This window comes from Pseudomonas sp. FeS53a (assembly GCF_000931385.1).
GTDB classification, from domain to species: domain Bacteria; phylum Pseudomonadota; class Gammaproteobacteria; order Pseudomonadales; family Pseudomonadaceae; genus Metapseudomonas; species Metapseudomonas otitidis.
Window position 1 is genome coordinate 77,625 of sequence record NZ_JYFT01000015.1, and the last position, 22,031, is coordinate 99,655.

General features: G+C 68.8%; 18 protein-coding genes. 1 reads left to right on the plus strand and 17 read right to left on the minus strand.

Features of this window, described 5'->3' with window-relative positions; translation table 11 throughout:
- The first annotated feature begins 19 nt into the window (after positions 1 to 19).
- Entirely contained in the window at positions 20 to 544 is a 525-nt protein-coding gene (locus tag SZ55_RS27060; RefSeq protein ID WP_052807536.1) for a DUF4410 domain-containing protein, read from the plus strand.
- Here the strand turns inward: SZ55_RS27060 and SZ55_RS05830 are convergent, their stop codons facing one another.
- The 17 genes from SZ55_RS05830 to SZ55_RS05910 form a co-directional block, all read right to left on the minus strand.
- On the minus strand, positions 545 to 1,606 hold the full coding sequence (locus tag SZ55_RS05830) for a hypothetical protein (RefSeq protein WP_044402765.1): 1,062 nt from the start codon (positions 1,604 to 1,606) through the stop codon (positions 545 to 547).
- 12 nt (positions 1,607 to 1,618) lie between these two features.
- Positions 1,619 to 3,445, minus strand: a complete 1,827-nt coding sequence (locus SZ55_RS05835) for a hypothetical protein (protein ID WP_044402768.1) — start codon at positions 3,443 to 3,445, stop codon at positions 1,619 to 1,621.
- A 4-nt stretch (positions 3,446 to 3,449) separates the two neighbouring features.
- Complete coding sequence (locus SZ55_RS05840; protein ID WP_044402771.1) at positions 3,450 to 4,715, minus strand: hypothetical protein; 1,266 nt, start codon at positions 4,713 to 4,715, stop codon at positions 3,450 to 3,452.
- 18 nt (positions 4,716 to 4,733) lie between these two features.
- Positions 4,734 to 5,666: a hypothetical protein gene (locus tag SZ55_RS05845; protein WP_044402774.1), complete on the minus strand. Its 933-nt coding sequence runs from the start codon at positions 5,664 to 5,666 to the stop codon at positions 4,734 to 4,736.
- Between the two features lie 73 nt (positions 5,667 to 5,739).
- Entirely contained in the window at positions 5,740 to 8,076 is a 2,337-nt protein-coding gene (locus tag SZ55_RS05850) for a hypothetical protein (RefSeq protein WP_044402777.1), read from the minus strand.
- Between the two features lie 12 nt (positions 8,077 to 8,088).
- Positions 8,089 to 9,237 (minus strand): hypothetical protein, encoded by a 1,149-nt coding sequence (locus tag SZ55_RS05855; protein ID WP_044402781.1) that lies wholly within the window; start codon positions 9,235 to 9,237, stop codon positions 8,089 to 8,091.
- Positions 9,207 to 10,652, minus strand: coding sequence for an alkaline phosphatase family protein (locus SZ55_RS05860; RefSeq protein ID WP_044402784.1), 1,446 nt, complete (start codon positions 10,650 to 10,652; stop codon positions 9,207 to 9,209). Before SZ55_RS05860 ends, SZ55_RS05855 begins: the two co-directional genes overlap by 31 nt.
- Positions 10,645 to 11,862 carry a metabolite traffic protein EboE gene (eboE, locus tag SZ55_RS05865; protein ID WP_044402786.1) on the minus strand — a complete coding sequence of 406 codons (1,218 nt, stop codon included), beginning with the start codon at positions 11,860 to 11,862 and terminating at the stop codon, positions 10,645 to 10,647. The genes SZ55_RS05860 and eboE overlap by 8 nt, the downstream gene beginning before the upstream one ends.
- On the minus strand, positions 11,859 to 12,743 hold the full coding sequence (locus tag SZ55_RS05870) for a TatD family hydrolase (protein ID WP_044402789.1): 885 nt from the start codon (positions 12,741 to 12,743) through the stop codon (positions 11,859 to 11,861). The genes eboE and SZ55_RS05870 overlap by 4 nt, the downstream gene beginning before the upstream one ends.
- Before the next feature lie 29 nt (positions 12,744 to 12,772).
- Positions 12,773 to 13,531: an EboA domain-containing protein gene (locus SZ55_RS05875; protein ID WP_044402792.1), complete on the minus strand. Its 759-nt coding sequence runs from the start codon at positions 13,529 to 13,531 to the stop codon at positions 12,773 to 12,775.
- Positions 13,528 to 14,412 carry a UbiA family prenyltransferase gene (locus SZ55_RS05880; RefSeq protein ID WP_044403194.1) on the minus strand — a complete coding sequence of 295 codons (885 nt, stop codon included), beginning with the start codon at positions 14,410 to 14,412 and terminating at the stop codon, positions 13,528 to 13,530. Before SZ55_RS05880 ends, SZ55_RS05875 begins: the two co-directional genes overlap by 4 nt.
- Positions 14,412 to 16,289 carry a 3-dehydroquinate synthase gene (locus SZ55_RS05885; protein WP_044402794.1) on the minus strand — a complete coding sequence of 626 codons (1,878 nt, stop codon included), beginning with the start codon at positions 16,287 to 16,289 and terminating at the stop codon, positions 14,412 to 14,414. The genes SZ55_RS05880 and SZ55_RS05885 overlap by 1 nt, the downstream gene beginning before the upstream one ends.
- Before the next feature lie 467 nt (positions 16,290 to 16,756).
- Positions 16,757 to 17,716, minus strand: coding sequence for an aldo/keto reductase (locus tag SZ55_RS05890; protein WP_044402797.1), 960 nt, complete (start codon positions 17,714 to 17,716; stop codon positions 16,757 to 16,759).
- Positions 17,717 to 17,727: 11 nt separating this feature from the next.
- A complete protein-coding gene (locus SZ55_RS05895; protein WP_044402800.1) occupies positions 17,728 to 19,344 on the minus strand; it encodes a gamma-glutamyltransferase family protein in 1,617 nt (538 codons plus the stop codon).
- 17 nt (positions 19,345 to 19,361) lie between these two features.
- Entirely contained in the window at positions 19,362 to 20,453 is a 1,092-nt protein-coding gene (locus tag SZ55_RS05900; RefSeq protein ID WP_044402802.1) for a polyamine ABC transporter substrate-binding protein, read from the minus strand.
- 14 nt (positions 20,454 to 20,467) lie between these two features.
- A complete protein-coding gene (locus SZ55_RS05905) occupies positions 20,468 to 21,247 on the minus strand; it encodes an amino acid ABC transporter ATP-binding protein (RefSeq protein WP_044402805.1) in 780 nt (259 codons plus the stop codon).
- A 1-nt stretch (position 21,248) separates the two neighbouring features.
- Positions 21,249 to 22,019, minus strand: a complete 771-nt coding sequence (locus SZ55_RS05910; RefSeq protein ID WP_044402808.1) for an amino acid ABC transporter permease — start codon at positions 22,017 to 22,019, stop codon at positions 21,249 to 21,251.
- Positions 22,020 to 22,031: the final 12 nt, after the last annotated feature.

Consider the following 22,031-nt stretch of genomic DNA (forward strand, 5'->3'; position numbering starts at 1 on the left):
GTTCCTACAGGGTTCCTTCATGCGCTCGATCCTGCTTGCCGCTGTCCTGCTGTTGCCCGTCGCCACGTTCGCGGCGGAGCCGGCGCTCTACCTCACCGACTTCGTCGCGCAAGACCCAGGCGATGCCCAGCAGCGCGAGCGAGCAACCCAGCTGGGCGTCGCGTTGCAGCAGGCCCTTGGCGCACGGCAGGTGCAGGTGTCGCGTCTGGATGAGCGCCAGCCCCTGCCGCAGAGTGGCTGGCTGATCCAGGGCCAGGTCGCCAGCCTGGGTGGCCGGCGCCTGGTGCGCACGGCGGTGGGGTTCGGCGCGGGTGCCAGCAGCGTCGAGGCCCAGGTGTGGATCAGCGACCTGGCCGCTGGCGAACTCCGCCAGCTGGCCGCCCAGGACCGTTCCGGGCGCCTGCCGGGTGCGCTGGTGTCACGCAATCCCCAGGTGGCAGCAGCCAAGTTCCTGCTGGAGCGCCGGGCACTGGAGCGCAACCTGGACGAGGTCGCCGCCGAACTGGCCGACGAGATCGTCCGGGACCTGGCCACGGCGCGCTGATCAGCCCAGTCCGGTCAGGGGAATGCGGCGGATGCGGCCGTCCAGCGGGGCGGTGCCCGCACCCGGCGTCGGCAACGGTCGACCGCTGAGCCCCATGCCTTCGCTGACCAGCACCGCATCGGGCAGCAGGCAGAGGTTGGACGGCGTATCCAGCCCTTCGGCCAGCACCGCGACCGTGCCACGGCTCAGGTCGCAGTGCAGCAGGCGCCCGCTGAAGCGCTCGAACCCGCCGTGCCAGGCGGCGCCGGCCCAATCCGGGGTCAGCGGTTGCAGCAGTCGTTGGCACAGCTCCAGGACCAGCAGGTTGCCGTCCTTCGTCAGTGCCAGGCCGGTAGGCAGCTGCAAGCCGAACACCACCGTCTCGATGCGGCCGTCTTCGGGCCAGACGCGGATCACCTGCCCGGCGTGGTCGGCGAACTCCACGCCGCGCAGCGCCGGGTCGCGGCGCAACTCACCGGAGAACAGCGTCACCAGCAGCGCACCGGTGGCCGGCTCGTGCACCAGGGTCACCGGCACCGCCTCCTGGCCCTGGGCAAGGTCTGGCAACTGGACCAGCACCCGCTCGTCATAGCCCTCGACGAACTCCACCACCTGGTTGGTATCCGGTTTGACCGACAGCCAGCTGCGGCGCCCCGGGTGGTAGCACAGGGCGTTGAGGTTGCCCCGGCTGCGGAACAGCGTGGCCGGAGGCGATTGGCCGAGGTCGAGGATGCGCGAGCCGTCCACGTAGTCGGTGAGGCTGGCCAGGCAGCGCCCACCGGCGCAGCACACGTCGGACAGCCCCATGATCTCGTCCCGCAGCATGCGCACCTGCATGTTCATGGAGCGGAAGCCCTCGGCGATCACCTCCGGCGCCTGGTAGTGGCCGGAGGTGCCCGGCGCCGGGCGCAGCCGGCTGATGCGCCCGCTGAGGGGCTGGTCGGCGTGCCCGGAGCCGGCCTCCACCAGCAGCAGGCTGCCGTCGGGCTCCAGGCACAGGCCCCGAGGGTTGAGCAGGCCCTCGGCGATCACCGTGCCGCTACGAACGGCGTCGCGGGGGTTGAAGGGGATATGGATGGTCATGGCTGCTGCTCCTCAGGCTGCCGGGGGTTGCCAGGGGCTGCTGGTGAGGTAGGCCTTGAGCAGCGCCCGCTGGCACGGCGACATGGAACGCACCACCGGCATGTACAGCGTGGTGCCTTTGTAGGCGTCATCGGTGCGCGCGAGGATCGCCTGGCGCGCATTCCAGATCGCGTCCTGCTGGTTCAGCGGGATGAAGCGGGACATGGCGGGGAAGGCCAGGTAGTGGAAGCGCAGCACAGCCGGGTAGACCTGGTCCCAGGTGACGGTGCTGCCGGCGGGGATGCCGAAGTCGGTGTGGGAGTAGAAACGGAAGTTGGTGAAGCCGGTGGACTTGCCCAGGGTGTACGACAGGGTGGTGTAGCCGGCCTGGGCGGCCGTGTTGGGCTTGCGTGAGAGCGCCACCTGCACTTCGGTCTGCCCAGCCGGTGCCACCACCGGGTCCTCTGGGATCTGCAGCATGTCCCAGGTGGAGCGGTCGTCCAGGTTGCCGGCCGGGCCGGTGTCCAGGCTGATGGGCTTGGCCAGGGGCAGCGGCCCGCCCAGGTAGCGCACCTGCAGGGTCAGGGTCAGGCCGTCGGGGTAGTCGTCCATGTACAGGTTGCGCTGGTCGCTGTAGATGCGCAGCGGGGTTTCGCTGACCTTCAGCTGGGTGCCGGCAACCATGTTGGGTGCATGCATGCCCAGGGCCGTGGTGCTGGCCAGTTCACAGGCCGGGTGGGTCAGGGGAATGTCCACCAGGCCACCGTAGACGTAGTACTGCTGCAGCAGCGCCGAGTCGGCGGGCAGAGTGGCCAGGGTCAGCCCCCCGGCGGTGATGGTCACCGGGCCGTAGTCGGCATTGGGGCCGATGGGGCTGGTGATGTCGGTGCGATCGGCGCGGAAGGTGGCCTTGGGGATCAGGTTGACCATGTCCAGGCTCAGCCAGCCGCAATGGCCTGGCGCGCTGGCGGGCACCACCTGGGCATAGCCCGCGCCGCCGGTGTCGGCGTTGAACAGCGAACGGCCGGCCGGGCAGATCTGCGGTTCACCGGCGAACGCCGGGGCCAGCGTGCCGATGACCCGGCCGATGCTCGGGTTCGGCGTGTAGCGGCCGGCGGCATAGTCCGCGTCCAGCTGGGCAGTGGTCATGCCCGGGCACATCTCGAACATCACGAAGCGCAGCACCAGGCCCGTGGCACCGGGTGCTTCGATCAGGCTCTTGAGGGCCGCGCTGTTCTGGTTCCAGCTGACGATGGCGCTCAGCGGGAAGGTGACCTGGAAGGTGCCGCTGATGACGCAGGAGCCCGGCGCATCGGCAATACCGGAGAGCAATCGCTTGGCCAGGTCGAAGCTGCTGGCCACCACATTGGCGTGGATCACCAGTTGCGGGTCGGTGGTGCCGCCGATCTGCAGGCCGCCCATGTAGATCTGGGTCGTGGTGGTGCCGGTGGGGTCCAGGTCCACCATCATCGGGCCGGACACCGGAGCCTGGCCGGTCACCGGGTCCACCGAGCCGAGCAGGTACACCGGCTGGCCCACCAGGTCACCGGTGGTGCTGATGGCACCGGGCGTGCCCTGGGAGCTGATCAGCACGTTCTGCATGTCCACCACATGCTGGCCGTAATGGTTCCAGCCCCCAGCGGTGTAGTAGTCCTTGAAGGGAGCATTCATCAGGTCGTTGAGTTCGTCGTCGCTGTAGCCCTGGGCCTGGGTGGCCACCTGGGAGTTGGGGATGTCGAACAGGTCGAGGGTCTGCGAGTCGTCGGTGCCCATGGGAATGGTCGGCGAGTTGTTGGGCAGGCTCACGTCGGTGCGGATGCCGCCCCAGAAGTTCAGTCGGGGTCCGTTCAGGATGCTCATGGGGTCATTCCTCGTCCTTGTTGAGAGCGGCCGAGGCGGGCGCCTTGGCGAATTTGAACAGGTAGGAGAAGTCGGACTTGTAGGGGCTGTTCTTCGCCGTGGCCATGGAGTGGCAGTTCATGCAGCTGCTATTGGGCTGGATGTAGCTCTCCATGGTGACGTTGGCGGACAGCGCCGGGGTCGGCTGGCCCAGCGGGTTGCCCGGGTTGTCCGGCATCAGCGGGCGCTGGGTGGTGACCAGTTGGTAGTAGCGCAGCACGCTCTGCTGCACGTTCTGCTGGTACTGGGCGTTGACCGCCGCCGTGTCGCTGGCGATGGGGGTGACGCGGGTCAGCGGGTCGGGGGTCTGGAAGGTGGTGCCGGGCTTGGGAACGCAGATCAGGTCACTGCCCTGCTGCTGCCAGGTGCAGGGCGACTGGTTGACGTTGCTCGCCGGGGCGCTGGCGTCATAGTAGCTATAAGGGCTGGCGCTGCCGCTGCCACCGGGCACGTTGTCCACCTGCTCGAAGGTGGACCAGACCCACTGCGGGTAGCCCGGCGCCTTGACGATGATGTGCAGCCCCACCAGGCCCAGGGTGGCCTCCACTGTGGTGCCGGTGGCGACGCCCTGGCTGTTGAACTGCGCCACCTGGGCACGGGTGGTGAAGTAGCGCGCGGCATTGTCCTGGGGCGTCAGCACCCGCCAGGCAGCCTTGATCTCGGTGGCCTGGGCGGGGAAGGCGATGTTGCGCGCCTGGCTCACCACGCTCAGGTCATAGAAACGGTTCTGCACGATGTAGTCGTACGAGACCTCGTTGGCGGCGATGTCGTAGTAGGTGGGGTTGCCGCGCTGGTCGATCAGCCAGCCGCCCACGGCCTGGTCCACCGCCTGCACCACGGAGGTGTTCTTCAGCGCGGCGATGTTGATGAGGCCCAGGCTGCGGGCGCTCATCGGGGTGTTCCAGGGCCCAGGGTTCTGGCCGTTGGGCAGGAATATCTCGTTCACGTCCTTGTAGCTCTGCCAGACGGTGGGCCCGGGGGCGCCCAGGGGCTGGCTGCAGTCCGGCTGGCCGCGCTGGCCGGCCTGCACCGGCCAGTTGAGGGCGATGAAGAGCTGCCAGCTGTAGCGGTCGAAATCGGCCTGGGCGGCAGTGGGGGCCGGCGCGCTGGTGGGCGGCTGGCAGGCGGGGGTGGTGCCGGTGACGGCGGCCTGGGGCTGCTCACGGGCCTGGCAGGCGAGGGCACTGGCCAGCAGCAGGGCGGAGCCGGCGTAGCGGAAGGTCGGGTTCATGGGGGCGCTCCTTGCCGATCAGGGCTGGATGGATTTCAGCTGGTTCCACTGCGCCTTGGCCCCGTTGGCCTGGGGCGCCGGCGGGTTGAACAGCTGGCAGGGCTCGGGGTTGACCGGGCACTTCTTGGCCACCTGGTCCCAGGTCTTGGCCGGGTCGGGCTTCTCGATGCGGAAGTTCACGTAGTTCTGGCTGACGATGGGCGCGTTGGCGACGCTGGCGTCCCCGGAGAAGTAGAACGACTGCGGGTGGCGGAACAGCGGCTGGCCCGGTGCTGCGCGGGTGGCGTCCTTGTAGAAGGCGTAGCCGAACAGGATCGGCCCCTGGGGCGACTGCACGTCCAGCGCATAGGCCTGCACGCTGCCGCCCAGGTTCTGGCTGCGGGTCGGGCTGTAGGGCAGGTGCTGGACGAAGTCCTGCCGCGCCGGGTGGTTCATCGGCGAGAAGGCGCAGCACTCGGGCATGGTCTTGGGCCGGTCCTCGTAGGTGAGGAAGTAGGCCTTGTTGCCCAGGGAAACGAAGGAGCAGGTGTAGTTGTTGTCCTTGATCGGGAAGATCGGCAGGCAGTACTTCTCGTAGTGCTCCATCATCGCGCCGTAGCCGTCGCCATCGGCGGGGATGTAGGTGGTGTCGTAGTAGCTGGTGCCCTTGGAGACGGTGTAGTCGGCCGGCTTGAGGGTGCTGGGCGGGTTGCTGTAGGGCGGCGGGTTCTTCTCGTAGTTCTGGGTGACGCGGAACATGGTCCAGTCACTGACCCAGGTGGCGGGGAAGAACGGATCGCTGGGCTCGCCGGGCTTGCGCGTGGCGATGCAGTTGCCGTTGCTGGCGTCGCAGCCGAGGGTGTTGTGCACGCCGTTGGTGAAGAACACGTCGCCTTCGTCATCGGCGGCGAGGGCGGGTTGGCCGAGCAGTGCGAGGGGCAGCAGCCAGGCGAGCAGTCGGGTTTTCTTCATGGGGACTCTCCTTCGTAACGGCAGGGCGGGCGAGCGGTGCCGGCCCGCCTGCGGGTTCCAGGTCAACGACGGTTCAGGTCAGGGGCCGGGGCGGGTAGTTGAGCTTCACCAGCTCGTTGGCCCAGCGTTCCAGCACCGCGCGCCGGCTCTGCGGCAGGTCGCGGGTGATGGGCATGGCAAGGGTGCTTTCCTCCTGGTAGGGCTTGCTGACCAGGAGGATCAACTGGTCGATGGCGCCCTCGATGCGCTGCAGGGAATTCAGCGGCATGTACTTGTCCATGATCGGGTAGAGGTAATAGAACGGCTCGAAGATGCGCGGGTAGATGAAGCCCTCCCAGATCAGCACCCGTGCGTCCGTCTGCTTGCACACCTGGTTCCAGGCCGTGACGAACTCGTCCATCAGCCCGGGCTCGTCCGGCAGCACTCGCAAGGGTGCGAGGAAGTCGGTGTAGGCCTCCATGTAATCGAAGCTGAAGGGCACCGCAGGCGCCGCGCCGGGGCCGTCCTGAACGAAGAAGCGCAGGGTCGGGAAGCCGGCAGCGATGGCCTTGACCGTCACCTGGGCGATGCCGTTGGCGTCGGTGGTGATCTGGGTGAGGCTGTAGTCCACCCTGGCGCCGTTATCCAGCACGCCGGAACGCGGGATGGACGGGATGAACTGCAGGCAGGGTGCCAGGCTGAGACCGGCCGGGGTTTTCAGGTAGGTCTGGTAGCGGATGGGTACGAAATCATCCTCCGGGGCCTCGTCAGTGGCACGCAGGCTGCGCCCACTGCCCTCGTTGATCACGGCCCCCGGTGCCTGGGTACCGAGAAACTGCGGCATACCCGGTTTGTTGTCCTTGCGGTGGGTGGGGTGGTCCTTGATCAGGGTGAAGTCGATGTCGTTGCTGAACGCCAGGTAGTAGTTGCTGGTGGTCAGCATGAAGGGGTTGTTGTACTCCGCCACCCACAGGGTGGTGCCGGCCGGTGCGGGCAGGCCGTCGTACTGCACCATGATCTGCAGGGTGCGGGTGTCCCCGACGTCGATGAAGGTGCCACTCTCGACCACCTCGGCGGTCCACATCTGCTGCTGGGCGGCGAGCATCGGGCTGCTGCCCTGGGTCTGCAGGGCCAGGGTGCCGACCTCGGTCTTGGACACGGCATCCGTCACCGGCAGGTCCACCAGGCCTGCACGCTTGTCGAAGGCGGCCTGGGCGTACTGGGCGAAAGTCAGGTCGGCCAGGGGCTGGAACTCGCCGTTCTGCTGGATGCCGACCTGGAAATCACCCAGTTGCAGCTTCTCGCACTCCGGTACCGTGTTTTGGCTGTTCGGCAGGGGGGCGAAGGGGAAACCGGTGCCCAGGTCCAGTGACAGCAGGTCGCCCTGGGCCTGGGCGGAGATCACCCCCAACTGGATCGTTGCCTTCGGGTTCCCGCCCGGGATCGGGAATTTCCCGGCCGGCTCCAGCCGGCGACCGGCCGGGGCGGTGGGGTACTCATCGGCGAACCACAGGCCCAGCACACCCGCCGTGCGGCTGTAGGCGGGGTTGAGGACGATGTCGGCCACGTTGTCGAGGCCGGCCTGGTAGATGCCCTGAAGTGCCTCAAGGGCTTTAAGGCTGTTGCTGCGCGTGTTGACCGGTGGGTAGTCGTTGAAGATGCCGTTGCGGTCGTAGTAGGTCAGGTAGGTGGTGAAGCGGAACATCAACCCCTGGGCGTTCTGCGCGTCCATCTGTTGCTGCAGGACCTTGAGCAGGGCCGAGTCGCCCAGTTGCCACTGCAGGTTCTCGCGGGGGAAGCAGGTCTGCCAGGCGGTGGTGACTGTGTTCAGACCCTGCACGGCCCCCCAGTTGAAGTTGAGGAAGCGGTCGAGCATGCGGTAGGCGCGGGTGGCCGTCAGCCCGCAGGTGGCGTCGCCCAGCACAAGGCGGTCGAAGTACAGCGCGGTGAAGGTGTTCTGCCAGGGGCTGATGTCGACGAAGCGCGCCGGGGTGGGCTTGTCGCTGCCGAAGGGGTTGCCCAGCAGCTGGTAGCCCTTGCCCACAATGGGGTCCTGCTCGATGTAGCTGTTGGCCTGCAGTTCGCCGCCGATGATCAGCGAGCGGATGTCGTTGTAGTCCACGGTGCCGCAGGCGTTGTCACCGAACAGGTCCCATTCCGCCGGCATCATCGGGTAGCCGCTGGGGCTCCCGTTGCCCGGCACCTGCAGCACGTAGTCCGGGACCTGGTCATAGGGCAGCGCACTGATGATCCAGGGCAGCAGTTTCGTGCGGGCGTTCTCGGGATGGATCCCGTAGTGCGACAGGAACGGCCAGTTCAGGTCCATCTTCACCGCGTCGTAGAGCGGGAGGACGTCGTTGTTGTTGGCCGTGGGCGGGTTCCAGAAGAAATGCCCGTTCATGTAGAGCCGTGGGAAGTTCAAGACGCTCATGGTTCGTCCTCCTTAACGTTTCCACTGGGCGCGCTTGAGCGACCAGACGTAGTCCAGCTGGTTGTAGCCGGCGAAGGCGCTCTCCGGCAGCGGCTCCACGGGGTAGGCGATGCCGTCCTGGGACGGCAGGGCGAACTTGAAGTAGCCACTCTTCGCCGAATAGGCCGCCGTGCCATGGCAGGCCAGGCATGAGGATTGGCTCTGGAAGGCCGACTCCAGCTGCGAGTTGGCCAGCAGCTTAGGCTCGCCGCCGGCGATGTACTGCACGCCGATCAGCTCGTACTGGCCCAGCGCGGCGTACTGCGGCTGGAACTGGGCATTGGCGGTCTGGGCCGCCGGGGTCGGGCCGGTGCTGTTGGTCATCGGCTTGGGCGGGATGTCGTTGGTGACGGTGTACTTGCCGTTGTTGCGGTTCTCGAAGGTGGTCCAGACCCAGTCGGGGGTCAGCTTGTTGATCACGTGCATGCCACTGAGGGCGGCGTAGCCCACCTCGTACTGGCTGCCGTTCTTCAGGTAGTAGGCCTGGGCGATGTAGTAGCCGTCGTTCTCCAGGGTCTTGCGGAAGGTGGCGTCGGTGCCGATCCAGATCCACGCCGTCTTCACCTCCCAGGCGTTGGCGGGGAAGGCCAGGTTGGCGGTCAGCGCGGCCTGGCCGTCGACGTTGTAGACCTGCTTGTCGACGATGTAGTCGAAGGTGCCCTGGCCCATCAGCAGCTGGAAGCGCACCGGCTTGCCTTTCTGCGCCGCCGGCACCTGGCCGCCCATTTCCAGCACCAGGCCGTCCACCTGCTGGATGCTGTCGAGGTTGTGGAAGGTGGCCTTGGTGTCCAGGCCCAGTTGCTCGGCCTGTTTCAGCACCGTGGTGGGGGTGGGTTCGCGCTCGTTGTAGGGCAGCGGCTTGCCGCCGTTGGGCAGGAACACCTGGTCGGTGGGCTTGAGGCCCTCCCAGACACGGCTGGTGCTGCCCTTGACTTCGGGCTGGTTGAGGCAGACGAACCAGTTCCAGGCGGTGACTTCCGGTGCGCCGGTGAACTGCGTTCGCAGGGCATCGGCATGGCCGCCGTAGTCGAAGAAACCGGTGCAGTCGAAGGAGGGTTGGCTCTGGGCCTGGGCCGAACCGGCCAGGATGCTCAGGACTGCAAGGGAGAGGGCTCGTTGCATGGGGTCTCCTTGGCCGAAGCCTTGTCGAGAGTGCGGTGCCCCAGGAAGTACTGCAGGAGCAGGTGTTTTACCGAGGTGACCGGCAGGCGGTCCGGTAAGGGGAGGTCGCAATCGGTGATCAGCAGCGGCCCATCCTGGTCGCTGGCGGGAAGACGGCCGTGGCTCCCGCGCACCAGGCGGGTGTCCAGGGGGATCAGATCCATGTAGTAGCGGAAGCCGAGCAGCTTCTGCGCCAGGCGCCGCGCCACCCGCAGGCGCGGGAAGGCGATGGCGGGGTCGACGAACAGTTCCAGCGGGTCGTAGCCGGGCTTGCGGTGGATGTCCACGGTGCGGGCGAAGTCCGGCGCGAGGCGGTCGTCGAACCAGTAGTAGTAATCGAACCAGTAGCCGGGCGCGGCCATGGCCACCAGGTCGCCGGCGCGGGGGTGGTCCAGCTGCCAGGCGCGCTGCTCGTCACGGTCCAGCACCCGCTCGATGCCCGGCTGGCGCGCCAGCAGCGCCTTGACCCGGCGCAGCTCGCGGGGCTCGCGCACGTAGACGTGGGCCACCTGGTGGTCGGCCACGGCAAAGGCCGCGCTGGCGCCGGGGTCGAGCAGCTCCCAGCTCAGCGAGCGGCGCACCTGCAGCCAGCCTTCGGCCCGCAGCAGGCGGTTAATGGAGATGGACTGCTGCACCGGCTCGATGCCGTACTCGGACACCAGCATCACCGCGGCGTCCTGGGTGCGGGCGAAGTCCAGCAGGCGGCCCACCTCGGCGTCGATGGCGCGCACCTGCGCACCGATCTCCGGGTGGCGTGGGCCGAGGCGCTGCAGGTCGTAGTCCAGGTGGGGCAGGTAGACCAGTTGCAGGTGCGGTCGGTTGAGGTCGAACTCGGCCATGGCGCAGTCGACGATCCAGCGGCTGGAGCCGATGCCGGCCATCGGGCCCCAGAAGCTGGGGAAGGGGAAGGTGCCGATGCGCTGCTCGATCTCCGCGTGCAGCGAGGCGGGGGACGAATAGAGGCCGAACACCTTGCGCCCGTCGGCGGGGTAGTGCGGGCGCGGGGTGATGGAGGCGCTGACGTCGGCGTACATGTTGTACCACCAGAACAGCTGGCTGCAGCGGAACTCCGGCCACTGGCGGGCGATGGCCTGCCAGACCTTCTCGCCCTGGACCAGGGCGTTGGGCTGCAGCCAGAAGCGCACCTCGGCCTGGTCGCGGAAGTACCAGCCATTGCCGACGATGCCGTGCCCCGACGGCGGCAGGCCGGTGAGCATAGAGGCCTGCACGCTGGTGGTGACGGCCGGGAACACCGGCTGCAGGCCGGCCATGCGCCCGCGCTTGAGCAGGGCGTTGATGTGCGGGGTGTTATCGCCGAGCAGGGACGGGGTCAGCCCGACCACGTCCACCAGCAGCAGGGGCCTGGGATCAGCCATGGCGCACCACCCGCCGGCGCAGGGCCGGGCCGAAGCGCGAGACCAGCTGGTCATCGACCCAGGCCAGTTCCGCGGCGATGCCCTGGGCCAGGGCGGTTTCGCTGGCCGGGCGCAGGGCCTCGGGCAGCACGTTCCAGCTGTAGGTTTCCACCTCCAGCACCGGGTGCAACCCGGGGTGCGCGGCCAGGGTGTCGAAGACGGCATGCAGGGCCGCCTGGGTGCCGTGCAGCTCCGGCCACTGGAAGCGCTCGGTGAACAGCGGTACGTGGAAGTGCACGCGCAGCTCCACGCAGGTGTGCAGCGCCGGGTCGGCCAGGGCCTGGGGCAGGTCGGCCCAGCTGCTCAGCCCGCCGTCGTGACGGCGGCCCTTCACCTGGTGCAGGTAGACGCCTTCGGCGAAGCCGGCCAGCCGCTCCAGGGCCAGGGCACGGGCGCGTGCCTGGATCGGCAGCTGGCAGGCGAGGGCGTTGGAGAGCTGGATCTTGCCCACCGGGATACCGGCCTGGTGCAGCTGCACCAGGGATTCGCCCACCTCCTCGAACAGCACCGCCTGGTGGCACACGTCGACGCACAGCGCCAGGTAGCGCCAGTTCGGGTCCGTGTCGCGCCAGCGGGTGAAGAACGCCAGGGCCTCCTCGGTGCGCTCCAGCACGCAATCCGGCTCCATCTCCAGGCACAGGCGGATGTGCTTGCCGGTGCGCTGGCGCAGCTCGGCCAGGCCCCGGGTGAGCTGGCGCAGGCGGTTCTCCGCGTGCTGCTGGCGGGCCGGCGTCCAATGCGCGCGGTAGCCCAGGGGCACGCTGGAGATAACGCCCTGGTTGCAGTCCTCCGGCAGGGCCTCGGCCAGCAGCTCCGCCAGTTGCAGGCTGTAGGCCAGGCGCCGGGGATCGGCCCAGTCGGGCTGGTACACCTCGGCCTTGACCGCCGCACCGTGGAAGCGCCCGAAGGGGAAGCCGTTCAGCGAGGTCAGGCGCAGCCCGCAACGCCGCAGCAGGGCGAGGAAGGCGCGGCGGCGGGCCGGCACCTGCAGTTCGCTGGCAGCGTGGGCGCTGATCCACAGGCCGCTGTCCTGTTCGGCCAGGCCACGCTGCCGGCGCACCGCCTGGAACGGCCCGGCGATGGAGGCACAGAGTGCCTCCAGGTCATGGGCCGGGTGGACGTTGCCGCAGTAACCCAGTTGCGCTGGGGTCCATCCCATCGCGCCGTTCATTTCACCACCGGTTCCTGGCCGCGCAGGGCCGAGTTTTCCTGCCAGAGACGGCGTTGATCGATGGGCAGCAGGCTGCCGACTTCGGCCTTGTCCAGCTGGCCGCTCTGGGCGAAGAAGTCCACCGGGTTGTCGAACAGCACCTGCTCCACCTGGGCCTCGCTGAAGCCGGCCTGGCGCATGGCTTCGCCGGTCTTGGGCACCTTCAGCGGGTCGCTGACGCCCCAGTCGGCGGCGCTGTTGACCACCATCTTCTCGGTGCCGTACTGCTGCAGCAGCGCCACCATGCGCTGCTCGGACATCTTGGTGTTGGGGTAGATGGAGTGCCCGCGCCAGCAGTCGCTCTCCATCACCAGGGGCAGGGTCAGCTCGTTGAGGTGGTCGATCAGCACCAGGTGCTCGGGGACGCCCACCTCGCGGATCACCGAGAGGGTGCGGCGGGTGCCGCCGATCTTGTCGCGGTGCGGGGTGTGCACCAGCACCGGCAGGTTGAAGCGCTTGGCCAGGTCCAGCTGGCGGGCGAAGAAGTGCTCCTCCTCGGGGGTGATGTCGTCGTAACCGATCTCGCCGACGCCCACCACGCCTTCCTTGACCAGGTAGCGCGGGAGAATGTCCAGCACCTCGTTGGCCAGGGCCATGTTGTTGGCCTCCTTGGGGTTGAGGCCGATGGTGCAGAAATGGTGGATGCCGAACATGCTGGCGCGGAAGCGCTCCCAGCCCACCAGGGTGTCGAAGTAGTCGATGAAGCTGCCCAGGTTGGTGCGGGCCTGGCCCTGCCAGAAGGCCGGCTCGATGACGCCGGTGATGCCGGCGTCGGCCATGTTCTGGTAGTCGTCGGTGGTGCGGCTGACCATGTGGATGTGCGGGTCGAAGTACCTGGGCATGGGGGCGTCCTTTCTCGGTGTGCGGGGAATCAGGTGCGGGGGAAGTCGGCGGGCAGCCAGCCGGGCGGCAGCCGGCCGGCGCGGGCGTGGGCCTGCAGGTTGGCGATCTGCGCCGGGCTCAGCAGGGGCCAGGCCAGCAGCTGGGCAAGGCCGGGCAGGGCGCTGCGGCCGGCGGCCAGGCGCTCGTTCAACTGGTCCAGCACCAGTTGGTTGAGCGCCCCGTTGCGCCGCGTCTCCAGCCCCTGTACGCGGCGCATGTCCAGCTCCATGGCGACGCCCTTGAGCATCAGCTGGTGGAAGGCGCGCTCGGGGAAGAAGCGGGCGGCGTAGGGGTTGTCCAGGGCCAGGGCGGCGAACACGTCGCTGCTGTTGGTGCGGGTGGCCTGCTGGGCGAGGTCCAGGCAGATGCCGTCGCCGTCGAGCCAGTCCAGGGCCTTGAGCAGGGCGGCCTTCTCCAGGTCGTCGCCCCAGGCGAAGTAGCGCTTCAACAGCGCTTCGCGGGCGCCTTCGGGCTGGGCTTCCAGTGCCTGGGCCAGCAGCAACGCGCGGCCAAGCTCACCGCGCCGCCAGTGCAGGCCCGGCACGTACTGCTCGCCGAGCTGGCGCCGCAGGCGGCCACTGAGCAGGGCCAGGGTGTCGCCATCGGGGTGTTCGGCCAGGCGCTGGCAGGTCAGCTCCCAGGCCGCTCGCGCGTCATCGTCCAGGGCGGCGACCAGAGCCTGGTGCAGGTCGGCAATCCGTGCGGTGTCGAGGCGCAGGTCGGGCAGGAGGCAGGCAATGTGATTCATGTCGGTTTCACCCAGCGTTGCAGGCGCGGCAGGAGCAGGAACACGCCGATGCACAGAAGGCTGCCCAGGGGCACGTTGGCCAGCGCCAGGACCATGCCGTCGTACAGCGGCAGCGCACTCAGCCCGGCGCCGATGAAGGCCCGCACGTTGCGCTGGTCCGGTCGTGCCAGGTGCTGGCGGTAGCTCTTGCCCAGCCAGCCGAGCCAGAGCAGCAGCATCAGCCAGAACATCAGGCCTTCTCCGCGGAAGGCCAGCAGCAGCGGGCTGAGCATCAGCAGCAGCGGAACCAGGCTGGTGAGCCGGTTGAGGTGCTCCTGCCGGGCCACGTAGGTGAGGCCGCTGATGTAGGTGCCCAGCAGCAGCGCACAGAGCCACAGGGACGCCGACGGGGCGCCGAGGCTGGCGGCGGCCGTGAGGTACAGCGCGACACGGCAGCCGCCCATCAGCCACACGCTGTGCAGGTTGTGCTTGTGCAGCAGGTTGTAGGCCAGGATCAGCCCGGCCAGGGCGGCGGCGCTGGCCAGCAGCCAGAGGGGCTGCATGGCGAGGCGGCTGAGCAGGAGCACGGCCAGGGCCGCCACGCCCAGCAGCCCGGCGCTGGCCAGCAGCACCTGCTGCCGGCTGGCCTGGCCGAGGGCGATGGGGCGCGGGTTCTGGTGCTGGCTGTCCCAGTCGGCGTCGAACAGGTCGTTGAGCAGCATGCCCGCCAGGTAAAGCGCGGACCCAGCCGCCAGCAGCAGGAGCCAGCCCAGGGAGGAGGGCGGGGCATAGGGCCCGGACGCGCTGGCGATCAGCGCGGCGGCCAGGACGTTGGTCCAGACCGTGGGCAGGTTGGAGACCCGCCCCAGGGTCAGCCAGGTGTGCAGCGAGCCCTGGGCCATCATGACGGGGCGCCCTCTGCAGGGGCGAAGGCCTGGTGGCCGAAGCCGGCGAGGCGTTCGATGGCCTGCTCCATGCGCAGGTCGTCGATCTGGTGCAGGTCCACGGCGTGGCCGATGCGGTCGAGCATGGGGATCGACAGGGCGCCGCCCAGGTGCTGGCGGAAGTCCTCCAGCCCTTGCAGCACCCGCAGCTGGCCCTGTTCATCGCGCAGGGTCAGCTCCGCCGGGGAGAGGTCGAAGCCCAGGCCCAGCAGCAGGTGCAGCAGGCGCTCCAGCTCGGAGGTGGGCAGCAGCCCGCTGGCCTGGGCGTAGAGCGCATCCAGGGCCATGCCGACGGCCACCGCTTCGCCGTGGCGGAGCCGGTGGCGGCTGAGTTTCTCCAGCTTGTGGGCGGCCCAGTGGCCGTAGTCCAGCGGCCGGCCGTTGCCGCGCTCGAAGGGGTCGCCGGCGCGGGTGATGTGCTGCAGGTGCAGCTCGGCGCAGCGGTGGATGGCGTGGCGGCTGGGGGCGTGCTCGAAACGGGCGAGTGCGTCGGCGTGCTGCTCCATCCAGGCGAAGAAGGCGGCGTCCTTGATGGCGGCGACCTTCACTGCCTCGGCCAGCCCGGCCAACTGGTCGCGGCGCGGCAGGCTGAGCAGCAGCTGGAAGTCGTTGAGCACCGCATCGGCGGGCTGGAAGGCGCCCAGCAGGTTCTTCTGCTCGAAGGCGTTGATGCCGTTCTTGACGCCGATGCCGGCGTCGTTCTGGGCCAGCACGGTGGTGGGGATGCGCACCAGGCGCACGCCCCGGTGGAAGGTGGCGCAGGCGTAGCCGACGCTGTCCAGCAGCGCACCGCCGCCCAGGGCGAGCACGTAGCAATGACGGTCCAGGCCGTGTTCGAGCATCTGCGCGTAGAGCCGCTGCAGCACCTCGGCGGTTTTCGCCGCTTCGCCGGCCGGCACCGGGATGGGCGCGGCCAGCAGGCGCAGGTCCCCGTGGGCCTGCACGTAGCGGGTGATGCGTTCGCCGAGGCCGGGCGCGGCATCGAGCAGGCCCTGGTCGGCGAAGGCCAGCAGCGAGACGGGGGCGCTGCCGCGCTGGGTCAGTTGCTCATGCAGGCAGGGGTTGGCGGGGTCGAACAGGTGGTCGGTGAAGCGCACCGGGTAGTGGTAGGCCACGGTGAAGCGGCCATCCAGGGTTTCGCCGGCCTTGGCGGCACGGGGCTGGCGACGGGCCAGGGCGCCCTTGCCGAGCAGGAACAGCCCGGGCAGGACCATGCTGGCCATCACCGCCCAGAGCAGCACCTGTTCCTCGGCGACGACGCTGCCCAGGGCGCTGTACACCAGCGCCAGGCCGGCGTTGGCCAGGGTGGTGATGACCAGGAAGCGGCGCAACGGGTAGCGCTGCATGCCGGCGGCGAGCACGGAGGTTTCCGCCAGCACCGGCACGCCGCGCAGGCAGATCAGCGACAGGGTGTTGATGCGGTTGGCCAGGCGGCTGGCCTTGTCCCAGTCGGCGAGGTTGAGCCAGCCCGAGAGCAGGCGGATGTAGCCGGCGCCCAGCCAGTACCCCAGCAGCGAGCCCAGGCACAGCCCGGTGAAGATCGCCAGGTAGCCGCCGACGGCGCCCAGGGCCGCCACGGCGAGCAGCGAAACCATGCTGGAGGGCACCGGCAGCACCACGTCCAGGGCCAGCAGGGCCACCAGCAGGGCGGCCAGGCCCAGGCTGCGCAGCGGGTCGGTCGCGGTCGGGCCGAGGCCGTCCAGCCATTGCTGCAAGGGGGCTTCGAGCAGCAGGAAGCTGACGATCACCAGGCCCACGAAGAGGGCGAGCGATAGGCAAAGGAATTCCGTACGGCCTCTGCGGGAGAGGACGTGAGTCATCAGGCCACGTTTCATGCGAAGTCCTTGTTCTTATGGCGGATTTCCGTATCCCGTCTGTCTCAAGGCGCGCTGCCGGGCAGCGGATTCAGCGGGGCCGACACACTTCCGGATGGGTCGGTTGGGAGAAGGCTTACCTGTGCTGTGGTTTTGCTATCAACGTAGCCAGCGAAGGGGTATTTGCAAGGTGCGCGCCCAGCCCCGTCCGAGACCGGGAAGGCCCGCACCAGGGCGGTGCGTTGTGCTTGGGGAAGGGGCTGAAAGCCGCGCCGGGCGAGGGCTTTGCCGCATCGGCGGGCAGGGGCTGCGGCCGTGCATCCAAAGCCTTTGGTTATGGATGCACGGCCTTGTGATGAAGAAAGGCTCTAGCCGGCGGTGCCCGGCGATGCAGGGTCGACGACGGACGAGCCGGTCAAGGCAGCCACTGGGGCCGATACCCTGCGGGCTGTTTTTGGTAGACGGGGCGGTGGGCGCCGCCCTCGTCATCAGGCGCCGGGTCGGCTGGCCGCATCGAGCCGGGCCAGGCCCTCGGCGTCCAGGGTGAGCCGGCCCGCCCGCACCAGGCTGGCCAATTGGGCTTCGCTGGTGGCGCTGGCGATGGGGGCGGTGACCCCCGGCTGGTGGCGCAACCAGGCCAGGGCCACTTCGCCGGGCGCGGCGTCGAGGCGTTCGGCCTCGGCGTCGAGGGCAGCGAGGATGCGCATGCCCCGGTCGTCGAAGTACTTCTCCAGGTCTTCGCGCCGGGCGCTGTCGCCCAGGTCGGCCAGGCGGCGGTATTTCCCGGTGAGGAAGCCGGAGGCGAGGCTGAAATAGGTGGTCACCACGCAGCCCTGCTCGGCGGCCAGGGGCAGGTCGTCGGCCTCGCAGCGGGCACGGTCGTAGAGGTTGTATTCCACCTGCAGCGCCGAGTAGGCCGGCAACCCGGCGTGGTCGGCGCTGGCCCACGCCGCGCGCAGTTGCTCCGGGCTGAAGTTGGAGGCGCCGATGGCCCGTACCTTGCCGGCGCGGATCAGTTCCTCGTAGGCCCGCAGGGTTTCTTCGTGGGGCGTTTCCGGGTCCGGATAGTGGGAGAAGTAGAGGTCGATGTAGTCGGTGCGCAGGCGCCGCAGGGAGTCTTCCACGGCCTGGTTGATCCAGTGCCGCGAGAGCCCCGTGCGGGTCGGCGAAAGCTCGGCACCGACCTTGGTGAACAGGGTGATGCGGTCGCGCTCGCCAGGCCGGCTGGCCAGCCAGTTGCCGATGATGCATTCGGACTCGCCGCCGCTGTTGCCGCTGGCCCAGGCGGAGTAGAGGTCGGCGGTGTCGATGCTGGTGAGGCCGGCATCGAGGCTGGCGTCCAGCAGGCGCCGGGAGCGCGCTTCGTCGAGGGTCCAGCCGAACACGTTGCCGCCGAGCACGATCGGGGAGATGGTCAGCGCGCGGGCATGGGTGGGGTGCAGGGACATGGTCGCTTCCTTCAGCAGACGGCGATGTGGGAGTCGGCGCGGGGCTCGGTGCCGCCGCAGAGCACGCCGGTCTGCGGATCGCGGACGATGATCTGGCCACGGCCGAAGTCCGTCAGGTCGCAGGCCACCTGCACCTCGTGGCCCCGGCGGGCCAGGGCGAAGGCCAGGTCGCGGGAGGCGGCCTGCTCGATGCCCACCTTCAGCCCGCCCAGCCATTGCCAGCGCGGGGCATCCAGCGCGGCCTGGGGGTTGAGGCCGAAGTCCACCAGGTTCATCACCATCTGCACGTGGCCCTGGGGCTGCATGTAGCCGCCCATGACGCCGAACGGCCCGACGGCGACGCCGTCCTTGCTGAGGAAGCCGGGGATGATGGTGTGGAAGGTCTGCTTGCCCGGGGCCAGTGCGTTGACGTGGGTGGGGTCGAGGCTGAATTCCGAGCCGCGGTTCTGCAGGGCGATGCCGCTGTCCGGCAGGACCACGCCGGAGCCGAAGCCGTGGTAGGCGCTCTGGATGAACGACACCATGTTGCCTTCGCCGTCGGCGGTGGCGATGTACACGGTGCCGCTGGCGTCGGGGTTGCCGTGCCGGGGCGGGGCGGCCTGCTCGCCGATTTCGCCCCGGCGGCGGGCGGCATAGTCGTCGGCCAGCAGCGCGGCGGTGCTGACACGCATGTGCTCGGCGTCGGTGATGAAGTGCAGGCCGTCGGCGTAGGCGAGCTTCATCGCCTCCAGCTGGCGGTGCCAGGTGAGCTGGCTGTCGCGGTGGTCGAAGTCGAAGCCCTGGAGGATGTTGAGGGTCATCAGGGCGATCAGGCCCTGACCGCTGGGGGGGATCTCCCAGACGTCATAACCCCGGTAGTTGACCTTGATCGGCTCGACCCAGCGCGGCCGGTAGCCGGCCAGGTCGGCGCTGCCGAGGTGGCCGCCGCTGGCGGCGGCGTGGGCGGCCAGGCGTTCGGCGAGGGCGCCCCGGTAGAAACTCTCGCAGCGGGTCTCGGCCAGCTCGGCGAGGGTGCGTGCCTGGGCCGGGTTGCGGAAGAGCTGGCCGGCACGTGGCGCCTGGCCGTCCACCAGGTAGGTGTCGAACCAGGTTTCCAGCGCCGGGTGCTCGGCGCGGCTTTCCTGGTATTCGCGGCGTGCCACTTCCCACTGGTGGGCCACCACCGGGGAGACCGGGAAGCCGTCGCGGGCGAGGGTGATGGCCGGTTGCAGCAGCTCGGCGAAGGGCAGCCGGCCGAAGCGCGCGGACAGCTCGGCCCAGGCCGAGGGGCAGCCCGGTACGGTGACCGGCAACCAGCCGTGCACCGGCATCTGGGTGTGCCCGGCGGCCTTCACTGCGTCGATGCTAAGCGAGGCCGGTGCGCGGCCGCTGGCGTCGAGGCCGTGGAGTTGGTCCTTGACCCAGACCAGGGCGAAGGCATCGCCGCCGATGGCGCAGCCGGTGGGCTCGACCACGGTGAGCGCCGCCGCCGTGGCGATGGCGGCGTCGATGGCGTTGCCGCCGGCGCGCAGCAGGCTGATGCCGGCTTCGGCGGCCAGGGGCTGCGAAGTGGCGACCATGCCATTGCGGGCGAACACGCTCTGGCGCTGGGAGGCATAGGGGTATTCGTGGGCAGAGAAGCTCAGCATGGAAAACTCTCTTCGGTTCAGCGGTCGGTCTTGATGCGGGTCCACTCGCGGGTGATCACGCGCTGGATCTTCGGCGGCAGGTCGGCGGAGACGTAGAGCTTTTCGATCACCGCGTCGCTGGGGTAGATGCCGGGGTTGTCACGCACCTTGGGGTCGAGCAGTTTCGTGGCGTCCGGGTTGGGGTTGGCGTAGCCGACGTAGTCGCTCACCGGGGCGATCACCTCGGGGCGCAGCAGGTAGTTCACCAGGGCGTGGCCGCCCTTGGGGTTCTTCGCGTCACGGGGGATGGCGAGCATGTCGAACCAGAGGTTGGCGCCTTCCCTGGGGATCACGTAGCGCACGTCGATCTGCTTGCCGGCCTCCTGGGCGCGGGTGCGGGCCTGCATCACGTCGCCGGAGTAGCCCACGGCCACGCAGATGTCGCCATTGGCGAGGTCGGTGGTGTACTTCGAGGAGCTGAAGTAGGTGATCGACGGGCGCAGTTTCTGCAGCAGCGCGGAGGCCTTGGTGTAGTCGTCCGGGTTGGTGCTGTTGGGGTCCAGGCCAAGGTAGTGCAGGGCCTGGGGGATGATCTTCACCGGCGCGTCGAGGAAGGCCACGCCGCAGCCGTGCAGCCTGGCCAGGTTCTCGGGCTTGAACACCAGGTCCCAGGAATCCAGCGGGGCGCTGTCGCCCAGGGCGGCCTTGACCTTGTCGAGGTTGTAGCCGATGCCCACGGTGCCCCACATGTAGGGCACGGCGTAGCGGTTGCCGGGGTCGGCGGCTTCCAGGCGCTGCATCAGGCGGGGGTCGAGGTGCGTCCAGTTGGGCAACTGGGCGCGGTCCAGGGGCTGGTAGACGCCGGCCTTGATCTGCTTGGTGAGGAACTGGCTGGAGGGCACCACCAGGTCGTAGCCGGAGTGGCCGGACAGCAGCTTGGCCTCGAGCATTTCGTTGGTGTCGAAGACGTCGTAGCGGACCGGGGTGCCGGTCTCCTTCTCGAAGTTCTTCAGGGTGTCCGGGGCGATGTAGTCGGACCAGTTGTAGAAGCGCACGGGCACTTCTTCGGCCTGGGCGGCGAGGGCGCAGGCGATCAGGGACGTGCTGGCCAGCAGGGGGAGGGCGCGCATGGGGTGTCCTTGGGTCAGAGAACGCGGCTGAGGAATTCCCGCGTACGCGGGTGGTGGGGGTTGCCGAAGACCTGGGCCGGCGGGCCTTCTTCGATGAGTTCGCCCTGGTGCAGCACCACCACGCGGTCGGCCACTTCGCGGGCGAAGCCCATTTCGTGGGTGACCACGACCATGGTCATGCCGTCCTCGGCGAGCTCCTTCATCACCTGCAGCACCTCGCCGACGGTTTCCGGGTCGAGGGCGCTGGTGGGTTCGTCGAAGAGCATCGCCTGGGGCTTCATCGCCAGGGCGCGGGCGATGGCCACCCGTTGCTGCTGCCCGCCGGACAGCTGGCTGGGGTAGTGCCCGGCCTTGTCCGCCAGGCGCACCCGGGCGAGCAGGCGCTGGGCCTCTTCGATGGCCTCGGCGCGGGGCACGCCGAGGACCTGGGTGGGGGCCTCGATGATGTTCTGCAGCACGGTCATGTGGGGGAACAGGTTGAAGCGCTGGAACACCATGCCGATGTCGCGGCGGCGCCGTGCGATGTTGCGTTCGGAGTCGCGCACCAGGCGGCCGTCGGGGCGTTCCCGGTAGCCCATCAGTTCGCCGTTGACGCGGATGCTGCCGCCCTGGATGTCCTCCAGCAGGTTGATGCAGCGGATGAAGGTGGTCTTGCCCGAGCCGGAGGCGCCGATCAGCACCACCACTTCGCCCTTGCGCACCTCCAGCGAGACGCCCTTGAGGATCGTCAGGTCGCCGAAGGCCTTGTGCACGTCGCGGGCCTGGATCACCACGTCGTTCGTGGTCGGGATCATGTCAACGCCCCCTCAGCAGTTTCAGGGCCTGCTGGCCGAACAGGCGCCCCGAGGCGGCCGGCGCCGGGGACTCGGACCGCCCGAAGCGCACTTCCAGCCAGCGCTGGAAGACGCCCCAGAGGGTGGTCAGCAGCAGGAAGTACAGGGCCACCACCAGGTACAGCTCGAACACCCGGAAGGTGGCGGAGGTGACCATCTGGGTGCTGAGCAGCAGCTCCTGCACGCCGATCACGCTCACGAGAGTGGTGTTCTTCAGCATCACGTTGAACTCGTTGCCCAGCGGCGGGACGATCACGCGCAGCGCCTGGGGCAGCACGATGCGCCGCATCAGCCGTGGGAAGGTCATGCCCAGGGAACGCCCGGCTTCGTACTGACCCTTGTCCACCGCGCCGATGCCGGCGCGGATGATCTCGGCCATGTAGGCGCCTTCGTTGAGGCCCAGGGCGATGATCGCCGCCTGGATGTTGCCGGGCAGGACGAACAGCCCGAGGTCCAGGTCCTCGAAGCGGAACACCCCGCCGGCGGCCAGTGCCGTGTAGAGGAAGACGATCTGCACCAGCAGCGGCGTGCCGCGCATCAGCCACACGTAGAAGCGCACCGGGTATTGCAGCACGGGGTTGGTGGACAGCCGCATCAGCGCTGCCAGCAAGCCCAGCGCGCAGCCCAGGAGCATGGCGCTGACCGCGATCACGCAGGTCAGCCAGAGCCCGTACAGGTAGATGTCGCTGGGCCTGAGCAGGTACTGCCAGAACACATCCCAACTGAAGTTCATGGGGTCACCTCG

Bases quoted from the DNA above. Each gene is read 5' to 3' on its own strand.
- SZ55_RS05875 (WP_044402792.1), bottom strand. From the start codon at position 13,531: ATGAATCACATTGCCTGCCTCCTGCCCGACCTGCGCCTCGACACCGCA.
- SZ55_RS05840 (WP_044402771.1), bottom strand. From the start codon at position 4,715: ATGAACCCGACCTTCCGCTACGCCGGCTCCGCCCTGCTGCTGGCCAGT.
- eboE (WP_044402786.1), bottom strand. From the start codon at position 11,862: ATGAACGGCGCGATGGGATGGACCCCAGCGCAACTGGGTTACTGCGGC.
- SZ55_RS05905 (WP_044402805.1), bottom strand. From the start codon at position 21,247: ATGATCCCGACCACGAACGACGTGGTGATCCAGGCCCGCGACGTGCAC.
- SZ55_RS05855 (WP_044402781.1), bottom strand. From the start codon at position 9,237: ATGCAACGAGCCCTCTCCCTTGCAGTCCTGAGCATCCTGGCCGGTTCG.
- SZ55_RS05860 (WP_044402784.1), bottom strand. From the start codon at position 10,652: ATGGCTGATCCCAGGCCCCTGCTGCTGGTGGACGTGGTCGGGCTGACC.
- SZ55_RS05830 (WP_044402765.1), bottom strand. From the start codon at position 1,606: ATGACCATCCATATCCCCTTCAACCCCCGCGACGCCGTTCGTAGCGGC.
- SZ55_RS05910 (WP_044402808.1), bottom strand. From the start codon at position 22,019: ATGAACTTCAGTTGGGATGTGTTCTGGCAGTACCTGCTCAGGCCCAGC.
- SZ55_RS05885 (WP_044402794.1), bottom strand. From the start codon at position 16,289: ATGAAACGTGGCCTGATGACTCACGTCCTCTCCCGCAGAGGCCGTACG.
- SZ55_RS05850 (WP_044402777.1), bottom strand. From the start codon at position 8,076: ATGAGCGTCTTGAACTTCCCACGGCTCTACATGAACGGGCATTTCTTC.
- SZ55_RS05895 (WP_044402800.1), bottom strand. From the start codon at position 19,344: ATGCTGAGCTTCTCTGCCCACGAATACCCCTATGCCTCCCAGCGCCAG.
- SZ55_RS05880 (WP_044403194.1), bottom strand. From the start codon at position 14,412: ATGGCCCAGGGCTCGCTGCACACCTGGCTGACCCTGGGGCGGGTCTCC.
- SZ55_RS05890 (WP_044402797.1), bottom strand. From the start codon at position 17,716: ATGTCCCTGCACCCCACCCATGCCCGCGCGCTGACCATCTCCCCGATC.
- SZ55_RS05900 (WP_044402802.1), bottom strand. From the start codon at position 20,453: ATGCGCGCCCTCCCCCTGCTGGCCAGCACGTCCCTGATCGCCTGCGCC.
- SZ55_RS27060 (WP_052807536.1), top strand. From the start codon at position 20: ATGCGCTCGATCCTGCTTGCCGCTGTCCTGCTGTTGCCCGTCGCCACG.
- SZ55_RS05835 (WP_044402768.1), bottom strand. From the start codon at position 3,445: ATGAGCATCCTGAACGGACCCCGACTGAACTTCTGGGGCGGCATCCGC.
- SZ55_RS05870 (WP_044402789.1), bottom strand. From the start codon at position 12,743: ATGCCCAGGTACTTCGACCCGCACATCCACATGGTCAGCCGCACCACC.
- SZ55_RS05845 (WP_044402774.1), bottom strand. From the start codon at position 5,666: ATGAAGAAAACCCGACTGCTCGCCTGGCTGCTGCCCCTCGCACTGCTC.